The organism is Dapis brunnea BLCC-M229 (assembly GCF_050015995.1).
Taxonomy (GTDB): domain Bacteria; phylum Cyanobacteriota; class Cyanobacteriia; order Cyanobacteriales; family Microcoleaceae; genus Trichodesmium.
Map to the genome: position 1 here is coordinate 38,161 of NZ_JBNHEP010000062.1, position 19,425 is coordinate 57,585.

The following is a 19,425-nucleotide window of genomic DNA, read 5'->3' on the forward strand; positions in this document are numbered from 1 at the left end:
TGACTTATTCTCCAATTTTTTAAGCAAAATTTGCAAAATTCCAAGATACTAATACTTCCTGCTCTGGTGGCAAAGTAATTCTGTCAGTAATTAGAGTTTTTAATCTGACCATTACTTCCCCTGAATATTCTGGAATTTCTATTTCAATGGCTCCATAGTTAGTTTTACCAAATATATTTTTATTGTTTAGTGGAATAGTTTTTTGTACTAAAATTTCTCCATTTTTGCTATTAATAATCTCAATTTCACAGGCAATAGAATAAGTACCTATAGGTTCTATTTGTGGATAAACTCGAAACTTTTTTTGACCTTCTATTTGAAATTTTATCTCAGTCTGATACTGATGACTATCAGAGAATATTTTTTCTGGTAAATTTTCAGTTTTTCCATCATTAGATAAAGGTATTTTTGCCACTTCTGTTATTACTTGCTTGTTGCTGTGAGTCTCAGACAATATTTTCTGTGGCAAATTTTCAGTTTCTTGATTATCAGATAAAGGTAGTTCATCAACTTCTGTTGTTACTTGCCTCTTTGTTTCACTATCAAACAATATTTTCTGTGGTAAATTTTCAGTTTCTTGATTATCAGATAAAGGTAATTTCTCAACTTCTGTTGTTACTTGCCTCTTTATTTCACTATCAGACAATATTTTCTCTTGATTATCAGATAAAGGTAATTTCTCAACTTCTGTTGTTACTTGCTTCTTTGTTTCACTATCAGACAATATTTTCTGTGGCAAATTTTCAGTTTCTTGATTATCAGATAAAGGTAGTTCATCAACTTCTGTTGTTACTTGCTTGCTGCTCTGAGCTTCAGATAATATTTCATGTGGTAAATTTTCAGTTTCTCCATTATCAGATAAAAGTAGTTCATCAACTTCTGTAGTTACTTCCTTGTTGCTCTGAGTCTCAGACAATATTTTTTCCGACAAATTTTTAGTTTCTTGATTATCAGATATAGGAATTTTTTCTACTTCTATCTTTTTTTCTATTATTTCTTCCTTAACAGTTGCAACTTCCTCTTCCTTACCAAAATTCTTAACTTCTGAATTCTGAATTCTCAATTCTGAATTTATACTGAGAGGTTGAGCAACTAAACTGCCAGAAATAGGCTTTTGTAAAATATATAAGTCTTGCCCATTTGCCAAATTACTTTGAGGAAATCTTTTAATGTGTTTAAACATAGAAAATATTTCCTGATAAGCTGTAGGTGTATGAACTGCTGCAATAGTATGTTGACCTTGACCGTCTGTTTCTCCTTGATGGTCAAGATATAAAAATAATCCCTCTTCACCAATACTATACATTTCTGCTTTATGAGCATTACCAGTACGAAAAATATCATAAACTATCGGGAAAAATTGAGGTCCGTGAAGAGTCATAAATAATATTCCGCCTGGTCGCAAAACTCGATAAATATCCCACGCCCAAAGATGCTGTAAATCTAAACTTAGATGAGTGAATACTGAAATAGCATTAATTAAGTCAAACTGATTATTTTCAAAAGGTAATGGTGGTTGAATATCGTTATGTTTGACTGTGGCAAATTTAATATTTTCTTGACACCATTCAGCACATTCGGCAAAAACGTCACAACCAAATAGTTTTTGATTAGGCAAAAGTTCAGGTTCAAATGCCATTAAATAGCGTCCTACTCCACAGCCAAAATCCAGTATTTTATCAAATTGATTAAAATTAAATCCTGCTGTTTGGAGATAATTTTTTACTGTATATCTAAGGTCATCAAACGAACTAATAAAAGCCTTTGCACTAGGGTTTCCACTAATTCTTAGTAACAGATGACTTGGTGGTAGTAATGCAATGTTATTAACGATAGAAATATTAACTACTCGTTCTAAGTTAAAGTTATTAATAATTTTCACCAGTATAATGTCATCTGCTGATAAATTTTGACTATTAATAGTACATGACCATTGATACCTTTGACTTTGACTTTCATGCTTTGGGCAACAGCTTCCGACTTCCTTTCCATTTGCTAAAACTGATATTTTTTCTACCTTTTCTTCTGGATTAATATCTGCTGCCCATCCCTCTAAATAAATATCTCCTGTAGCTGTCATTTTAATTTGTTTACAACCTCCATCAGGATGACAATGAAAGTTTAAGCACTCATCTATTTGTTCTGCAACTCCTTCATTTATAACTTCTGAATTTATAAAGACATCTTTCTTTCCAACTTCTGACTTCTTAACTGCAACTTCTGAATTTATAAAGATATCTTCCTTTATAACTTCTTCCTTCTTCCTTATTCCTTCTGACTTCTTAACTGCAACTTCTGAATTTATAAAGATATTTTCCTTTATAACTTCTTCCTTCTTCCTTATTCCTTCTGACTTCTTCCTTCTGACTTCCAAATTATTCCAGACAATATATAAGTCATGATATCCACAAATACCTCTTTTAATTCGATGCCATTTTCCCTTTCCCTGAGTCACTTTTTGAATAACTTTACCTACCCATTTCTCCCCTACATAAGTAACTCCATAATCTTCAGTTTTGAGAAAAAGACTTTCACTTTCTGGAGTAAAATAAATTTCTTCTGCTTCTACATCTGTCTCTATAGTCATTAAAGATAAATCATGGGTACTGAAGATTAATATGCCGTTTTCAGTCAAGCAACTATATAACTTTTCTAACCAACCAGTAAAAGTTTTTTGGGGAGTGTGACTAAAAAAAGAACAGGCAAAAATACAGTCAAATTTTTGATTTATTTGATAATCTTCAGGAGCATTAGTTGAAACTATCCCTGCAACACTAAACTCTTGTTTTTGAAATTCTACTGCTCCAGGATAAATATCCGAAACCCATATTTTATCGATCGGTATTTCCTGAAGCAAAAATCTACTAAAACGCCCATAACCACTAGCAAAATCTAGAAAAGAGGATATATTTTCAAAACCATCAAAATACCATTCTACAATTTGTTTAACTGCATCCAAAATTCTTTTGCCATTAGAAAAATATCGTAGTAATGCTTCATCTTTCCTCCCGTCTGTATTTTTCAAAGCATAGAGATACATTTCATCTTGTGGATGAATTTTCACATTAATTTTTTCAGGTTTTATAGTTTGGTCTTGAATAAATGTATCTATAGTTAACTTATTATTGAAATATATTTTTTCAGCATTCATATTTTTAGATTTTAATTTGCTTCTCTCGTTTTTTATTAAATAGGTAGAACTAGGCAGTAAAGTTAAGAGGTAATACCATTTTAAACAAAGATTGTTACTGTATTAATTTGTGAACTCAACCTAAGCATTCAGTCATCAGCTATATAATGATAGGAGAATATCAAAGCAATTGAGAAATTGAGAGAGAATAAAAAGTTACTGCCAAAGTCAGCTCCTTTAACCTTAGAAGGAATTATTCATTATTTGCTTTTAACGCAGTTCCTCCCCAGGAGGCTAGCTGACTACTAAGATCTGAATGCTTACAACTAAACTGCTTACAAGTCTTAAATCTTCAAGTAGATAAATATTAAATTTCCTACCATACTAAATTAAGTTTATAAGCATCTCAAATACCATGAGTTATTTGTAACATTATTTGAGCAGATTAGTATAAGAGAAGTAAAATTTTGTTCCTTTTGCTTTTCAAAATTCCTAATATCTAATTACAAATCATAAGTAAATACTTTTAAACTAACTTTCCTTTTTCACTTCTTACTGATTTTAAGGGAATTGCCAAAAAATAAATTATCCAATTTCTGAACTAGACCTGGAAAGTTTCAGTGTCTAATTTCCCTGCTCCCTACTCCCTAAATATATTCAATTTCTGCGTGCTTATTAAGAGTCCCATCTTTAATGTTTAAGTTAGGTTCTATTAAAAAGTCAACTACACCTGTACCACATGAATCACTATAATGTTGAACTCTAAACATAGCAATGTCAATGCAACGGGATAAATACGTCAGATGATCCTCTGCCATTCCTACAACTCCAGCATTTAAAAAATATACACCAGGATTTAGTAAACATTTGAACTTAAACTTAACTATAACTGTTTGTTGTGCTGCAATATATTCTACTGATTTAGTAGAACCATGTAAAGACGCTCCACCCAAGTCAAAACCACTCAGAGTTTTTATCAACATTCCAAACCTAACCTTAGATGTGGAATTAATAAACTTTACTCTGTATGTATAGTAATATTCCCGGCGACTAATTAAATGATTTACCCTTTTACCATCCAAAGTAATAAGATGGGGGTCAATAATTTCTGCTCCCTTATTAGGATAATGTACAGTATTTGAAGGTATCATCTCTGGGTCATAAATTTCTTCATATTCTGTTGATTCTGCAATCCGATATTGACTTTGATTTTCACTATTTTGTTGTGATTTAGATGTTGATTCATCTGTCTCCTCATCATCAAATAAATCCTGAATGGTTAAGTTAGGAATTTGGCGAATTTCCTCTCTTATTGAGTGAATTTTATCAGGGAAAGCGTAGATTAATTTCTGATATTTAGAAACCACATATTTAGGAGCATTATAAAGTAACATTTCACCATTATCCATCAAAATTGCTGAATCACAAAGCTGAACCACTGTAGAAGCAGCATGAGAGACAAATAAAATTGTTCCCCCTCTTTCTTGAATATCTTGAATACGAGCAAAACATTTTCTTTGAAATGCTTCATCTCCTACTGAAAGTGCTTCATCAACCACTAAAATATCTGGATCTACACTCGTAGCTACAGCAAATCCTAACCTAACAAACATTCCACTAGAATAAGTTTTTACAGGTTGATCAATAAAATCACCAATATCGGCAAAACTAGCAATTTTGTCAAATTTTGCTTCTATTTCTGATGTTTTTAATCCTAATAACTGACCGTTAAAAAAAACGTTTTGTCTCCCTGTAAATTCTGGATTAAATCCACTACCTAGTTCCAGCAGTGCAGAAATTCTCCCTTGAACTTTTACTTTTCCTATTGTTGGTGTTAGAGTTCCCACAATTATTTGTAAAAGGGTACTTTTTCCTGAACCATTCCGTCCCACAATTCCTAAAGTATGTCCTCTTTCTATCTCCATATTTATATTTTGTACTGCCCAGAATTCATCAGCACGACTTTTTCCAGGGAGTAAAATTTCTTTTAAACGGTCTACAGGATGTCGATACCGTTTAAAACATTTAGAAACATTTTGTAGTGAGATTACATTTTCAGGCATTATGGATTTTATATGTAAGCTTTCAGCAGTCAGCTATTAGCTGTCAGCTATGATTTGTTGACTTACGAATGAGGATTTATTAACTTCCAGATTTCCTTTACAGAAGTATTTCAGTTTAATACTTCTAGCTAAAAACTGTGGATATTATTTGATCCTCATTCCTTATTATCACATCCAAGGAGCAATTAGTCTCCAAGGAGAATTAAAAGTTATATTTGCGCAACATTCCACAGTAAATAAAAAGGCAATTAGTAGTATCTATTATATCTTCTATTTGTCAAAAATTAATCTTTTTTCATAAGTATTCGGCCATTAGCTATTTAAAAATGGAGGAGGTAAAAGTTATTGAAAAATCAAGGGATAATTAAAAGTTACTGTAAAAGTAGTCTTTCTTAATCTTGATAAATATTCATTTAAACTTCGCCTGGAAAGGGGTGGATATTAATTGGTTACTTTTTTTCTTCCTTTTGTTTATTTATCTGTTTTAACTATTGCTTATATTTTTCTACAAATTAGAGTTTTTTATGATGATGATCTATCATTGTTAAGTTGTAATATTTTGGTGGTAGTCAGAAGTCAAGTATGGGAGCAATCAGATTAGTGACATACATAATTTTAAAGTTTTTTTTGAATATTTTTTCCTTCTCTCCTAGATAACTAAAGCCTTCTTCCTTCTTATAAAACATCAGCAAAAGCAGGACGTAATTTTTGATAAACCCACAAGCCAAAATAAAATATTAGTACAGACATTAAAGCAGCAATCCCTAATTCTCCCCAGTGTTTAATTTCTCCTACTAATACTAAGTCACGATATACTTCAGCGATCGCTGTTAAAGGATTACACCAAAATACCCAAACTCGCCAATTTTCTGGAATTACTGACGCCGGATATACTATTGGTGTAACATAAAACCAAAGATTAATAATTACTCCTAAAGTCTGTGGAATATCTCGTAAAAATACTGTTAATCCAGCAGTAAAATATCCTAAACCTGCTGTTAATAAAAGCTGAGGTATACACACTAAAGGTAGTAGCCATAATGTTTGATTTATTACCCCAGATGATATACAAACCATTCCTGTTAAAGCTACTAATCCAAATGTACTTTCTATAAATGTTGAAAGAATCGGAACTAAGGGTAATAAACCGAGGGGAAATACTACTTTTTTAACCAAATTTGGCTGCCTAATGACACATCCAGAAGCTTGAGTCAATCCATTAGTAAAAGCTAACCAAGGTATTAATCCTGCAAATAGCCATAATCCAAAGGTTAACTTACTATCTTCTGGTAATCCTTTTAGGTCAAGCTTAACTTTAAGAATAATTGAGAAGACGTAGGTATAAATTAAAAGTTGAGATAGCTGATTAAGTAGTGGCCATAAATTGCCAAGAATTGAGCCTTTATACTTAGCTTCCAAATCTCTTCGTACTAATGTGAATAGTAGGTTTAGGTTAACTAACCAATGAGTATTTATTACAGTTACCAAACTACTAACCCTGCTAGTTTTGCGGACAATACCTTTCATAGTCCTACTGATTTTCTGTTTTTCTGCTCTACACCACACTCAAGCAAAGTTGCTTGATGTTAAATGTATATAATGTACTCTTTCCCTCCACTATGCAAGAAAAAATTAGTAACTCAAAAATCAAAAGTTCAAAATTCAAAGTTAACAAACAAGATAACTTAGCATGAATAGTTTTACTGACAAGGTTTTCAGGTGATTATTTGTGGTACTATTTAACTTAATTTATTATGATTACCAAAAATCATACTGTTGTTCAGAAATGTCACTTTTTTCCTATTAGATGTTTACCAATGGATAATTTATAATTAATCAATCCGGTTTAAAGTCTCTCTTTACTAATGGATAATGGATAATGGATAATTGACAATTGATAATTTAGAGATAGCTTTTATTAATCAATAATTGATAATTAGAGATGGTTTTCATTATCCACTATCCGTTATCAATTAAAAAGATTTCCTTATATTCAATTCCATTACGGTTTTAACCAGAGGTCATTATCTATTATTTATTAAATTATTAGAAATAAATTCCCAGGAGCATTTACTGCTGAGGAAATAGTGAGCTGTGCCGAGAGCGCCTATATTGGTTAATCCAATATCAAGATAAAAGCTGTCACGATTTTCTACAGTTTTTTTCGTACGGTTCAAATAATTATCAAAAAGCACGGGTTAAAGTAGCTAGTGCCGCTACGCGGAAGTCAGAAGTCAGAAGTCAGAAGTCAAAAGTATTGATTGGCAAGGCTTTTAGGGTTTTGTAACTGGTCAGTTATTTCCGCCATTCTGCACTAGGATACACGCCAAAATTAAAGATTCAAGACTTGACTACACTCATAAGCTGACAACTCGACTAATAAGAGAAATCCGGGGATAGTAGTTGAGAATTTAGCTGTGAAAAATATGGTCAAGAATAACAAGTTAGCTAAAGCTATCAGTGATGCTAACTGGGGAGAAATAGTCAGGCAATTAGAGTACAAAGCTGACTGGTATCGACGGAAGCTAATAAAAATTGATAGATATTTCCCCAGTTCTAAGCGTTGTTCTAATTGTGGCCATGTAGTAGAAAAATTACCTCTAAATATTAGAGAATGGGATTGCCCAGAATGTGGCAGTCAACATGACAGGGACATTAATGCAAGTATAAATATTTTGCGGATGGGAACCCGCGTCAGCGCAAGACGCAAGCGGTCAGACCCCGCGTCGCCGACAGGCGCAAGCGGTGCGACCCCGCGTCGGCGTCAGACGCAAGGGAATGCGCACCAAAAGAGGGAATGCTGACCAAGAGAGGGAACGCCCACCAAGAAGGCTGGGGGATTCGCAGTGTTAGCGCCAGTCGCTTATGGGGGAGACCCCCAAGACTGCGCTGGCTTGTCTGTGGAGCGACCGTAAGACCTGAAGGGAGTAAATCTCGTTTATGCGGGTGCTAAGAAACAGAAAGCCCCTACTAGCAATGCTAGGAAATCCCACGCTGCCTCTTACGAGGCAGCGTCGGGAAGATGTCAATTGTCCAACTATTCTAGTTCAGTAAGGGTTCTATGGATTGCTCAATTGCCTTTAATTGCTCAGTATCATAACCCCAACGTTTGAGAAAGTCTTTGTAATTTCCCTGGCCAGTAGTTGTAGCTTGATATAATTCCTGAATATTACCTAATAAGCTCGATATATTGACACTTTTTATTAGTTTTGTGGTTCGCGATCGCACTCTTTTCGATTCATTGGCTGTCTCCTCATCTTGATTTCTTTGATGGTGGACTACCATTGCCGAACACATGGCCAGATTTTTAACCAACAGTTCTACCACTATTTCTGGAGCTGATTCTAAGGCTTTGAATATTGATGGTGATGGATTATCTGCCAAAGGTCTAGAGTCTGTAAGATAACTAACGAAAAATCCTCTAGCACCATTTTTACTCTTGACTAAATCCCCAATTAATAATTCTATTTTATCTTCCGATAGTTGGCCTGTTTCTATCTCGGACATGATTTCTTGAGTCAGGGCGATCGCTTCTTCAAATGTTATATTTTCTGGTACTGATAATAAGGATTTCATAATTTTGGGACAATTATTAATATTGACTCTCTGTATAATAGTAAATAAACGATCATTTTCTAGTTATGGCCATAATTTCTTCTAAAAAACAATCTCCTCAACCAGAAAGGCCAGATGAAAACATTTTCTTAGCCTCCGAAAAAAAAACTTCATATAAAACCAAAAAATCAAAATCTCAATCTGAATCAGGGGAATTAGAAGCTTTATTAGCAGCAGAGGCGACTACTGAAGAAAAAGGGGGTAATCAAAATGAAGAAAAAATCCGACCTCAAAGGTTAGATGAATATATCGGACAGAAAGACCTGAAAGAAGTATTGAATATTGCGATTTCGGCGGCTAAATCTAGAAAGGAATCTCTAGACCATTTACTTTTGTATGGTCCTCCGGGATTGGGTAAAACTACTATGTCTCTAATATTGGCAGCAGAAATGGAGGTTAATTGTAAAATTACTACTGCACCTGCTATTGAAAAACCTAGAGATATAGTTGGTTTGCTAGTAGGTTTACAAAAAGGAGACGTTTTGTTTATAGATGAAATTCATCGCCTTTCTAAAATGACAGAAGAAATACTTTATCCGGCGATGGAAGATTTTCGACTTGATATTACGGTCGGTCAAGGTAAAACATCTAAGACTAGGAGCATTCCTCTCAAACCTTTTACCTTAGTAGGAGCAACTACTAGGGTTGGTTCTTTAACTTCTCCTCTGCGCGATCGCTTCGGAATTATTCAGAGGTTACGGTTTTATGAGGTTGATGAATTGAGTTTAATTATTATTCGAGCAGCAAAACTTTTAAATACGGATATTACAGAGGATGGTGCTGAGGAGGTTGCCCGTCGTTCCCGGGGTACGCCTCGAATTGCTAATCGTTTACTTAGGCGAGTGAGAGATTATTCGGAGGTGAAAAAGTTGACTCCGATAAATGCTGAGGTTGCAGGTGAAGCTTTGGAGTTGTTTAATGTTGATCCTCTAGGTTTGGATTGGACTGACCGTAATTTATTGAGGACGATGATTGAGAATTATAATGGGGGACCTGCTGGTTTGGAGACTATGGCGGCAGCGACAGGGGAGGATGCTCAAACTATTGAGGAGGTTTATGAGCCATATTTGATGCAGATTGGGTTTATGCAGCGTACTCCTCGTGGGAGAGTTGTGACTTCCGCAGGTTGGAGGCATTTGGGTTTTAGTCCGCCGGATGAGCAATTGAGTTTGAAGTTGTGAAATTTTTATTTAGTTATTGTTTGGAGATAGGCTATTTATTATTTTTGTAGTTTATTGAGTCGCAAAAGGCTGTAGCTTAGTTTTGTTATAGATAAAGAGTTATTAACCGCTATAGGATTTTTTGTTATGAGATTTATTCTCAATCTACAGCGGTTTTAACTTTTAGGAAATGAGCGATCGCTTAATTTGTCTGAAATTTTCAAATATCTGTTGAAGATATTATCGTGCTTTCAAAAATCCCCTGATTATCTCTACTGGAATAGAGATTGCAGGATTATTAAATATTGCTTTTAATGCCTGAATACCTCCTGCTTCTAAAGCACTGATTAGTCGCTTTCTAAGAGTTGGATTGTCATTTATTTGCTGTTGAATGTCTGTTTCTGCCAAAGCTTCATTTGCAGTTATGGGATTTTGGGGAAGATGTTCTAATAGTCGTTGAATTTCCTTTCTAAGTTCCTGAATTTCTACTTCTAATTGATAATTTTCAAGTCTTTCGTCAATATTTCCTGTCTCTAAATTACCATCATCCTATGTCTGACATATTTATAGATGTATTACTTTCCTCAGAAAGTGAATCTTTAGGAGTGTGAATATTTCCAGTTTTCGCAGTAGTATTTTTCATTAAACCACTGACTTTCATAGATGTATTATTTTTTTTACTCATCGTTTTGCCTCTTGTTTTTACATAAAATTAGTCTAGCATTTTTCAAATAGTAGTAGAAAATTTTTAACCTGAAATAGTTTCTAATAACTAGGTTGTTTTAACTACTACTTTTATTTCAAATGGAAATCCAGTAAGAACTAAGTTTCCTCATTCTCTTCATCAGATGAATCATTAGATGGAGTTTCATTATTCTCTAGATTATTATCTTCATATTGTTCTACCTCTTCATTAGAACCTGCTTCAATATTTCCTGTATCAAATGAACTATCACTCACTTCTCCTTGAGTATTTACTGAGGAATCATTTAAGTTTTCAGCACTTTTTGCGTTGGCATTTGCGTAAGTATTGAATATATAACTAGCTCCTTCTTTTGACAGATTAGTAATCACAGCAACGGCTGATTGTTTTCCTTGAATTATATCTAAAAAAGCTTCTTTACTAATTTGTATTTCACCATCCCTTTTAGGACTCCAATCAATACAAGAAATAGTACAACTTGTTTTTAGTGGTTTTTCTTTTTCATTTTGTTCATTACTAATATTTAAGTTAATACCACCTCTTTGAGTTTGAAAAAAATTGGCGCAGTTAAGAATACATTTATCTATATTTAATAGGGTTAAATCTGCATATCTAAAATCAATTCCTGTTAAATCACTATCTAAGAATTTACTACCTCTTAAATTAGCATTGCAGAAGCTAGCTCTTACTAGCTTAGACTCTTTATAAAATGTGGCTTTTATCATTTTTACTCGAAATAAGTTGACCTCATTCAAATTGCAATCCTCAAATTTACTACCTGAAATATCAGCAAATGAAAGATCCGCTGACTTCATAGCTTTGCCATTAAAATCAGTTTCAACAAATGTACAGTTACGAAGTTTAGATTTGCGTAAACTTGTGGCTTCAAAGTTACTTTCTTCAATTTTTGTATTTTCACTAATTTCAACAAAATCCATTAAAGCACCATCAAACTTACATTTCCTGATTGTCGAATTATCAGTTTTTTCTTCCTTACTAGAAGAGTCCGGTTTAACTCCTATATAACAATTAATTAATTCATCATTATTATCATTTTGCTTCTTATTTTTATCTACCTGTTTTCTAAAAAACTTAAATTCAGAATGAGAAAATATAGTCTCTAAAAATTCACAATCGTAAAATCTACAAGCTAAAAACTTTGCTGAGGAAAAATCAGTTTTAGATAAATTGCAGTCTTCAAATTTGCTACAAAGTAGAGCATTTTTAAAGCTAGAACCAGTTAAATCACAATTGTTGAAAATTATTATTTCATTATTTTCTATTCTCTGTTTACCATAAGCGCTACTACACTTATCAAAAGTAGCTTTTGTAAAATTATTACATTGATAAAACTCGACTTCAGTCAACTTTGAATTACTAAACTTTGCACGATTAAGATTAGAGTTGAAAAATTTAACTTGCTTAAGGTAACTATTAGAAAAATCTACACCTTGAAGTTGAGCTTCAGAAAACTCTACATTAAATAAATAGCAATTAGCACATGAAAATCCATCAACTACTGCTTCCAAATTTGAAAACTTAGTATCTACTACTCTAATTCCAAATTCACTACACTTTTCAAGAAATATTGTTGGCTCAATAGTGTCTAAATCCTCTTGATTAACTTCAGCTTTAAATATTATCGTAGCTAAATTATTGTTATTGTTATTACCAAGTTCTATTTTATCTCCTCCTCTCAGTTCACCAGTCGAACTAAGAGAAGTAGTAGTTTTTGGTTCACTATTAGAACTCAGAGAAATCCTAGTTTTTGGGTCAGTATATTGAGAAAATTTAAAACCATCTACCTTTGACCAAGAAATTCTGATAAAAAACCAGTATTTTGAAGTTAAAGGTAATTGCTTTTTCTCTGCTAAAGATTCTACTAATATTTGAGGTTTATTTAGACTACCGTAAACTATGACACTGCAAAGGTTTCCTTCATATAAATAAGGTACTTCAAATGATTCTGGATCAGAAATTTCCTGACCTTTAATTCTAAGTTCAAAACGAATCTTCATAGCTATCAAAAACTTTAGTTAGACTTTACTAGAAATAACATCTTTACTAGAAATAACATCTTTTATCTGTACTGATATTTTTGAAGGATTATTCATAATTTCCTCTGCCGTGAATACTAAACCTTGTATTCCTTCCATATTATGCTGGTTAAACCTAGATTTGAAATTAGTTTCATCGTCAATATTCCATTTTTGTTCTCCTCCTTTGAATTCTTCATCTCGGCAATAAACAATAACATTATAGTCATCAAAATCTAGGACTAGACACTTTGGTAAACCTTCCTTTGGTGCATATTCTCTCACAATAGGTTTTGGCAAATGTTCCTTTTGTATTGCTTCAAGCAACAGATATCCAACAGGAGATAATTCTGATGGTAGTCGTAAATTTTCCTCGGATTTATCATAATCTGCCCAGTAATATGTAGGCTTTTCAATCACTTCATTGTTACTCTCTGAAGAGATATCTATTTGAGGAGGTTGAGGAAAATTAAGTTCTTTAACTGACTCATCCAAACGAGATAATTTGTCAAAAATATTTTTACTTTGAGAGGCAAAATCTACAATCAGTTTTTTAACTGGATTAAAATTTTTCTTTAACTCAAACATAGAATCTGAATACTCTTTATAATTAATCAACTTATCCTCAAGCCCTTGTATTTTTTGAGTGTACTTTGTTTCTTGAGATGTGATTTGCTCCTCATATCTAGCTTTTTCTTCCTTAAGTTCTTCTCTAGCTTCTTTTGCCTCTTGCTTTGCTGCTTCCTTTTCTTCACTTAACTTTATTTGCTCTGTATCTTTATACAAAGGTTTAGGGTCAACACCATATATATTTACTGTTTTTTGGTCATCTCTGGCTTTTTTCCATTCCTCGAAAAATTTAACTATGGCTCGACTCACACGTGAGGCTAGTATGGATAATACTGCTGCTATGACAAGAGATGTCACGTGTATCCAAATATCTTTCGTATCAGTTATTTGCAATATTTCTTTATTACTAATTACCAATATAGCTATAAATGTTAGATAGATATCTGCTAAAAATAAAAACCATATTGAAGGTATAAACCCTAAAAACTTTAACTTTTCAGGTTTGGTTCTAGACTCATCTACGATACAAGCAACAGGTAAAAATGCTGTTACCAATAAGCTTATTAAAGTTTCGATCGGAATATTAAAAATTTGCTCAGAATCATCTAAGTCAAATAAAATTTCTAAAGCATAGTCTAGTATTGCAAACTGAGAAATACTAGAGATTAATAAAAATGTTGTAAGTAAACAAATAGCCAAAAAGGCTGTGTTTTCTTGATTTCTATATCTCTCTTCAAGTTGTTCGCGGTATTCTTTCTTATTTTCTATTTGTTGATAAATTTTCTTCTGATTTTCTGGGCTAAATTCATTCATAATTATGCTTGAAATGAACAATCAATTTTATCTAACTAACAGAAGTTTTTGTCATCAATTCCAATCTTTCGGTATAGCGCAACTAAAAGGAAATTGATTCCGGTCATACTTTACTGGCGGTTTACCTTGACTTTCTACAAGTTCAGCAACATATTTTTCTAAATATAATCCTCCTTTTCTAACCAAATTTTCTAATTCACTAGCCACGTCTGCGTTAACTTTATCTCCACTAGAAACATCATCAGTTTGATTATTTTTGCGCTTATCATTTCCTCTCAATACAGATTTTATATTTTGATATTCTCTGAATCTAAAATTATTTTCATTTCCTACTCTATCCCAAGTATACTTATCAATAAAAATCTTAGTTTTTGCTTCTTTAATCTCTAGAGGAAGAGACACAATAAAAATAATACTTGTAATATCTGGATTGCTAATCAGTAAATTTCTTTCCATACTAGCGTGAAAAACTACTTCGTCTCCCTCACTTGACCATTTTCCAGCAAAACAAGTATCATCATCACTATACTTTAGACCATCTTTAAGTTCATCTATACGTCTTATATAAAAAGTTTCAGGTTGATTAGAGAAAGTAACTATTGTCGAAACTTTTGGAGTATGTTTTTCATTTTCAAGGCTACTTTTACTGTTTTGTATTATGGCATTTACAGGTAATCTTAAAATTATTTTGTGTGGTAAACAATTTTGATTTCCAAATAAACTTCCATATATAGAAGTATTAGGTTGCACACTTAGAGACTGTTTGTAAAATAAGTATTAAGAGAACATGCGAGTGACTAAAATCTAAAAGCGGTAATACTTCAAGAGATTGAAATTTGGTAGGTAGAGAAGTATTCAGTACATATATTCCTAGATTTTTAAGCGACAAATATTTGTCTTGATTTCTTCCTCCTTATTCCCTATTCCCTATTCCCTATTCCCTGTTCCCTGTTCCCTGTTCCCTGTTCCCTGTTCCCTATCTCCTTTTTATATTTCCTTTACAAACAATCTCTTACGGATAGAGGTATTTCATTCTTAATGTCCTGAACTTCACAAAAATTAGTTCCCTTTAGTATTTTTGACAATGTTGGTAGAAAAAATATAAAAAAAAGAACAGCTAATGGAATTATCAGACCCAATAAATAAATAAAGCGATTGCTTCTCATAGAAAAACACCCAATTGAACTTATTTAATAAAGACACTAAGGTTGAAAAAACTCAAGACAATTAACCCAAAATCACAGATTGACTAAGTTTTTTTGCAGGTAATCTGGTTGTATGGATGACTATCTTATAACTCCTTAAATTTACGGAAATTGTCTGATAAAAAACTGCTAGACAAATTTTTATTTTACTCCATGGAAAAGAAGTAGTTGGTTAGAAAAGTAGTTAAGAGTAAAAGTAACCATAAAACACGAACAAGACAACAGGGAAAAAAATTCCCTAAGCATCCATTTTTTTTCTATATTAGCAAGAAAAATTTCAGATCAGAAAGGATTAATGCCTCGGATAGACACCCAAAAATAGAACAGAACATTACCTCTGCTCAAAAATTCTCTTTTTCATCCTTATTTTTTATTGAACTGATTCTCTTTTTACTTTTTACCTTTCTTTTTTGGCTTTCTCTTTTTAACTTTTGATTTTTTATTTTCAAATCTCGCTCTTTGCTGAACTACTTCAGGAGGTGGACCATAATCTCCGTCTGAAAAGTACACTCGCTCTACTATATTTTCTGGTTCTACTTCAATCCACAAACGGGCTCCCCCAGCTTGACTTCTATTTGGCTGATGGGGTTGATAAACTATTTGGCAACCGCCATGAATTTTCAGAGCATGGCAATAATCCTTTTGATTTCCTACTTTCACAGCAACCGCTGGATGAGAAGTTCCGTTGTCTCGGTTATAATCAATAGTCTTTCGCAGCACATGAATAATAGTTTTGGCTTCTCGTTGAAATTTATTCCAAGTACCTTCAGGACCGCGACAACCAGCTATAATTTCTGGCATTCCCCGATGGTTGAGGGGCATCCTCCAAAGTCTGCCAACTTTTTTCGCACCGATGACTCGCTTTTGATTCAATAGCAATCGTAATCTACCTGTTGAGATATTAAGTAGAAATGCTGCTTCTGTTGTACTTACGAATGAGACAGTCATAACTATAACGTTATAGTTTTTATTTATTATATAAATAATAATACATTTATTTACTGTAACACGATGAATCATTAAACAAGGTTGGACAAGTATTAAGAAATATTGAAAATTAACTAATCATTTGTTAAGATATATTTCATTCTATCAAAATACTTTTTTTCGTAAGTTATACCGTTTTACGGAAATCAAAAGTAATTAGAAATAAAATAAGTTAGTTCAATAATGAATAATGAATAATGAATAATGAATAATTAATTATTACCTCTCCTTGAAAACGGATAGGATTGACTAATCATGAAAATTTTTATTGATTATCCCCTATCCAAGGGGAGGCTTTAAACCAAAATTTTTCGGTAAAAAGAGAATTATAACTGCTCAATTCTCAATCTAAGGCAGTATAAAAAATGAGTATTCAATAATTGATAATTGATAATGGATAATTGATAATTACCTCTCCCTAAAAGGGAGAGGATTGACATTTAAGGAAAAAATTTATTCTCTTCCCCTTGAAAGGGGAGGCTTCAAGGCGTGAATAATCTAATTATTTAATTGTTTAATTATTAATTATTTCGGTAACTCAGAACAATAGCGTTTATAAAATCAGTGAATTACGGTTTTTTTTCCTATTCGCACATAATCATAACTCCTGCTCCCTAATGTCTAAAAATCACTATTTTTGTATCTCAAAAGTATATAAATCGCTATAGATTAAGTCAAAATAATCAAAATCAAAGGTAAAAAATGCTAAACAATAATTCATCAAATTCAGCAATTAAAGACAAACCTAAATCTCCAGAAAATATACAAGAAAATACGACAATAGAATTCCATGAGGAGCAGAAAAACACTACTCCTAAATCATCTCATTCTGACAAAAAGAATTTTTCTGTTGTACTTTGGGCAACAGTAATTATTACTACTCTCGGAGTCGGATTTATCGGAGGACAATGGTGGCAGTCTCGTAGCAATGAAACACCAAACCAACCATCAAAACCAGCACCAGGTAGACGACGAAGTATCTTGGTTAAAGCAATACCAATAAAAATTACCTCTCTCCAAGAAACCTCAGAATTTGTGGGAACTATGGAAGCAAAACGCTCTGTCAGAATCAGACCACAAATAGATGGTAGGATAGTAGAAATCTTAGTACAGGAAGGAACTTTCGTCTCTGAGGGGCAGGCGATCGCTAAACTTAAAAGCGATAATGTGGAAGCTAATTTAAGGAGAGCCAAAGCTCACCTCCAGCAAAGTGAAGCTCGTTTAGCACAACTGAGAACAGGGGCAAGACCGGAACAAATTTCAGCAGCTAGAGCGCGTCTCCAACAATCTCAGGCTACTTTGGCTGAACTGAAAAGAGGTACGCGACCAGAACAAATTGCAGCAGCTAAAGCGCGTCTCCAACAATCTCAGGCTACCTTGGCTGAATTGGAGGCGGGTACTCGCGATGAAGAGATTGCTCAGGCAAAAGCAGAATTACAAGAGGCACAAGTACGATTAGAAAATGCCAGATCGGGTAGTCTTTTAGAAGAAATTGCTCAAGCTAAGGCGCAAATAGAAGTACAACAAGCAGAATTAGAATTAGCTAGGGAACAAGTTAGGCGAAACGAAAAATTAAGAGCAGAAGGAGCGATCGCTGAGTTAAGTTTTCAGGAAATTTTTCAGGAGGAGAGAGCAGCTCAGGCAAGGGTAGAGGAAGCAAAAAGACGAGTAACTCAGTTGGAAAGAAATCGAGAGTCTATGATTCAAACTTTAGAAGCAGCATTGGAACAACAAAGGCAGATATTGAGAAGGCTGGAAAATGGTACTCGCCCAGAAGAAATTGCTAGGGCAGAGGCGGAGGTAGCGGAGGTTCGTAGTAATTTGGAGGAGTTGCAAAATGGTACTCGCCCAGAAGAAATTGCGAGGGCAGAGGCAGAGGTAGCAGAGGCTCGTAGTAATTTAGAGGAGTTGCAAAATGGTACTCGCTCTGAAGAAATTGTTCAGGGGCAAGCAGAAGTAGCAGCAGCATTAGCAGAAGTAGAAAGTTGGCAGGCTGAGTTTGAGGATACGGTAGTTGTAGCTCCTTTTGCAGGTTTAATTGGAGATATGATTGTCAAGATAGGAGATTTTGTTAATGATGGTGACACTATGACTACTGTGACGGCAAATCGGGTATTAGATATAAATTTACCAATTCCGTTGGAGCGACGAGGAGATTTACGATTGGGTTTACCTGTGGAGATTAGGAGTCCTGAAGGTAAGGTTTTGGGAATCGGGAAGGTTAGTTTTATTTCTCCTACTGTTAGTGATTCTCAAACTATTTTGGTTAAGGTAGATGTGGATAATAGTGCTGGAAATTTAAAGGATGGTCAGTTTGTGGAAGTTAATGTAATTTGGGAGCAGCGTCAAGCAGTAGTAGTTCCTATGACGGCAGTGGGTTTTGAAGGGGAGACACGGTTTGTGTATTTGTTGGAGGGAGAAGGTGAACAGCAAAAGGCAAGGCGTCAAATAATTGAGTTGGGTTTGGTTCGGGGTGATATGGCTGAGGTGGTATCTGGTTTGGAGTCTGGCGATAGGTTGATTGTTTCGGGTATACAAAGGTTGAATGATGGAGCGGCTGTGAAGGTTTTGAATTCAGGGAAAAGAGAGAAGAAATCATAGGTTTAATACCAATTAGAAAAAAGTTGGCTATAGGAGGGGCGATCGCTCCTAAAATCTGGTTTGTTTGGAAAGGAGCGATCGCTATTTTATGCTTAAATTTTTTCCAGCACAGTATTTTTCTTTTCTTGACTTTGAATTTCATAACGATGAGCTTCACAAATGCTTCCAAAATTCAACCCCTCTAATGCTACATTAACTAAGTTTAGCTTCGGTCCTTGACTTGCCAATTGCTCCAGATTTAACGAGTGACGCTTCATTACTTCCCAGACCACAGGTAGAGGCTGTTCAATGGTTCCAATAGAACAAGCATCGATACCAACAAGACCCATACAGGGATAGATTAAACCATCGTAATTTACAACAAAATTAAACCATTTTGTACAGGGGTTATAGTCTCCCCAAAAGCGTCTTTTACGCTCCCTCAACTTTGGCATCATTTCATATACACACGACTTACGCAGGTACGCTATATATAGTGTATCTTCATGTGTTGAGTAGGTTCGATTCTAGTTCATAGTTTTTGGGGATATATACTATCTTAA

At 33.9% G+C, this 19,425-nt stretch carries 14 protein-coding genes; 3 read left to right on the forward strand and 11 right to left on the reverse strand.

Annotated features, from left to right (window positions below):
* Positions 1-19: 19 nt before the first annotated feature.
* From ACP6PM_RS07205 to ACP6PM_RS07215, 3 genes are all read right to left on the reverse strand, one after another.
* On the reverse strand, positions 20-3,151 hold the full coding sequence (locus tag ACP6PM_RS07205) for a methyltransferase (RefSeq protein WP_426583186.1): 3,132 nt from the start codon (positions 3,149-3,151) through the stop codon (positions 20-22).
* A 626-nt stretch (positions 3,152-3,777) separates the two neighbouring features.
* The gene (locus ACP6PM_RS07210) at positions 3,778-5,193 is read right to left on the reverse strand and encodes an ABC transporter ATP-binding protein (RefSeq protein ID WP_426583188.1); all 1,416 of its coding nucleotides are present in this window, start codon (positions 5,191-5,193) and stop codon (positions 3,778-3,780) included.
* Between the two features lie 675 nt (positions 5,194-5,868).
* Complete coding sequence (locus tag ACP6PM_RS07215; protein WP_426583190.1) at positions 5,869-6,720, reverse strand: ABC transporter permease; 852 nt, start codon at positions 6,718-6,720, stop codon at positions 5,869-5,871.
* An 899-nt stretch (positions 6,721-7,619) separates the two neighbouring features.
* Here ACP6PM_RS07215 and ACP6PM_RS07220 point away from each other — a divergent pair.
* Positions 7,620-7,997: an RNA-guided endonuclease TnpB family protein gene (locus ACP6PM_RS07220; RefSeq protein ID WP_426583192.1), complete on the forward strand. Its 378-nt coding sequence runs from the start codon at positions 7,620-7,622 to the stop codon at positions 7,995-7,997.
* Positions 7,998-8,235: 238 nt separating this feature from the next.
* Here ACP6PM_RS07220 and ACP6PM_RS07225 read toward each other — a convergent pair whose 3' ends face one another.
* On the reverse strand, positions 8,236-8,769 hold the full coding sequence (locus tag ACP6PM_RS07225; RefSeq protein ID WP_426583194.1) for a hypothetical protein: 534 nt from the start codon (positions 8,767-8,769) through the stop codon (positions 8,236-8,238).
* A 65-nt stretch (positions 8,770-8,834) separates the two neighbouring features.
* On the opposite strand from ACP6PM_RS07225, the gene ruvB reads away from it, so the two are divergent.
* Positions 8,835-9,989: a Holliday junction branch migration DNA helicase RuvB gene (ruvB, locus tag ACP6PM_RS07230; protein WP_426583196.1), complete on the forward strand. Its 1,155-nt coding sequence runs from the start codon at positions 8,835-8,837 to the stop codon at positions 9,987-9,989.
* Positions 9,990-10,208: 219 nt separating this feature from the next.
* On the opposite strand, the gene ACP6PM_RS07235 is transcribed toward ruvB, so the two are convergent.
* The 6 genes from ACP6PM_RS07235 to ACP6PM_RS07260 form a co-directional block, all read right to left on the reverse strand.
* Positions 10,209-10,376, reverse strand: coding sequence for a hypothetical protein (locus ACP6PM_RS07235; RefSeq protein WP_426583198.1), 168 nt, complete (start codon positions 10,374-10,376; stop codon positions 10,209-10,211).
* Between the two features lie 136 nt (positions 10,377-10,512).
* Complete coding sequence (locus ACP6PM_RS07240; RefSeq protein WP_426583200.1) at positions 10,513-10,653, reverse strand: hypothetical protein; 141 nt, start codon at positions 10,651-10,653, stop codon at positions 10,513-10,515.
* Positions 10,654-10,790: 137 nt separating this feature from the next.
* Positions 10,791-12,689, reverse strand: coding sequence for a pentapeptide repeat-containing protein (locus tag ACP6PM_RS07245; RefSeq protein WP_426583202.1), 1,899 nt, complete (start codon positions 12,687-12,689; stop codon positions 10,791-10,793).
* 18 nt (positions 12,690-12,707) lie between these two features.
* The gene (locus tag ACP6PM_RS07250; protein WP_426583204.1) at positions 12,708-14,090 is read right to left on the reverse strand and encodes a hypothetical protein; all 1,383 of its coding nucleotides are present in this window, start codon (positions 14,088-14,090) and stop codon (positions 12,708-12,710) included.
* Between the two features lie 54 nt (positions 14,091-14,144).
* Positions 14,145-14,840: a hypothetical protein gene (locus ACP6PM_RS07255; RefSeq protein WP_426583206.1), complete on the reverse strand. Its 696-nt coding sequence runs from the start codon at positions 14,838-14,840 to the stop codon at positions 14,145-14,147.
* Positions 14,841-15,685: 845 nt separating this feature from the next.
* Positions 15,686-16,243, reverse strand: coding sequence for a hypothetical protein (locus ACP6PM_RS07260; RefSeq protein WP_426583207.1), 558 nt, complete (start codon positions 16,241-16,243; stop codon positions 15,686-15,688).
* A gap of 741 nt (positions 16,244-16,984) precedes the next feature.
* Between ACP6PM_RS07260 and ACP6PM_RS07265 the strand changes: the two genes are divergently transcribed.
* Entirely contained in the window at positions 16,985-18,883 is a 1,899-nt protein-coding gene (locus tag ACP6PM_RS07265) for an efflux RND transporter periplasmic adaptor subunit (RefSeq protein WP_426583209.1), read from the forward strand.
* A gap of 92 nt (positions 18,884-18,975) precedes the next feature.
* Here ACP6PM_RS07265 and ACP6PM_RS07270 read toward each other — a convergent pair whose 3' ends face one another.
* A complete protein-coding gene (locus ACP6PM_RS07270) occupies positions 18,976-19,320 on the reverse strand; it encodes a hypothetical protein (protein WP_426583211.1) in 345 nt (114 codons plus the stop codon).
* Positions 19,321-19,425 lie beyond the last annotated feature (105 nt).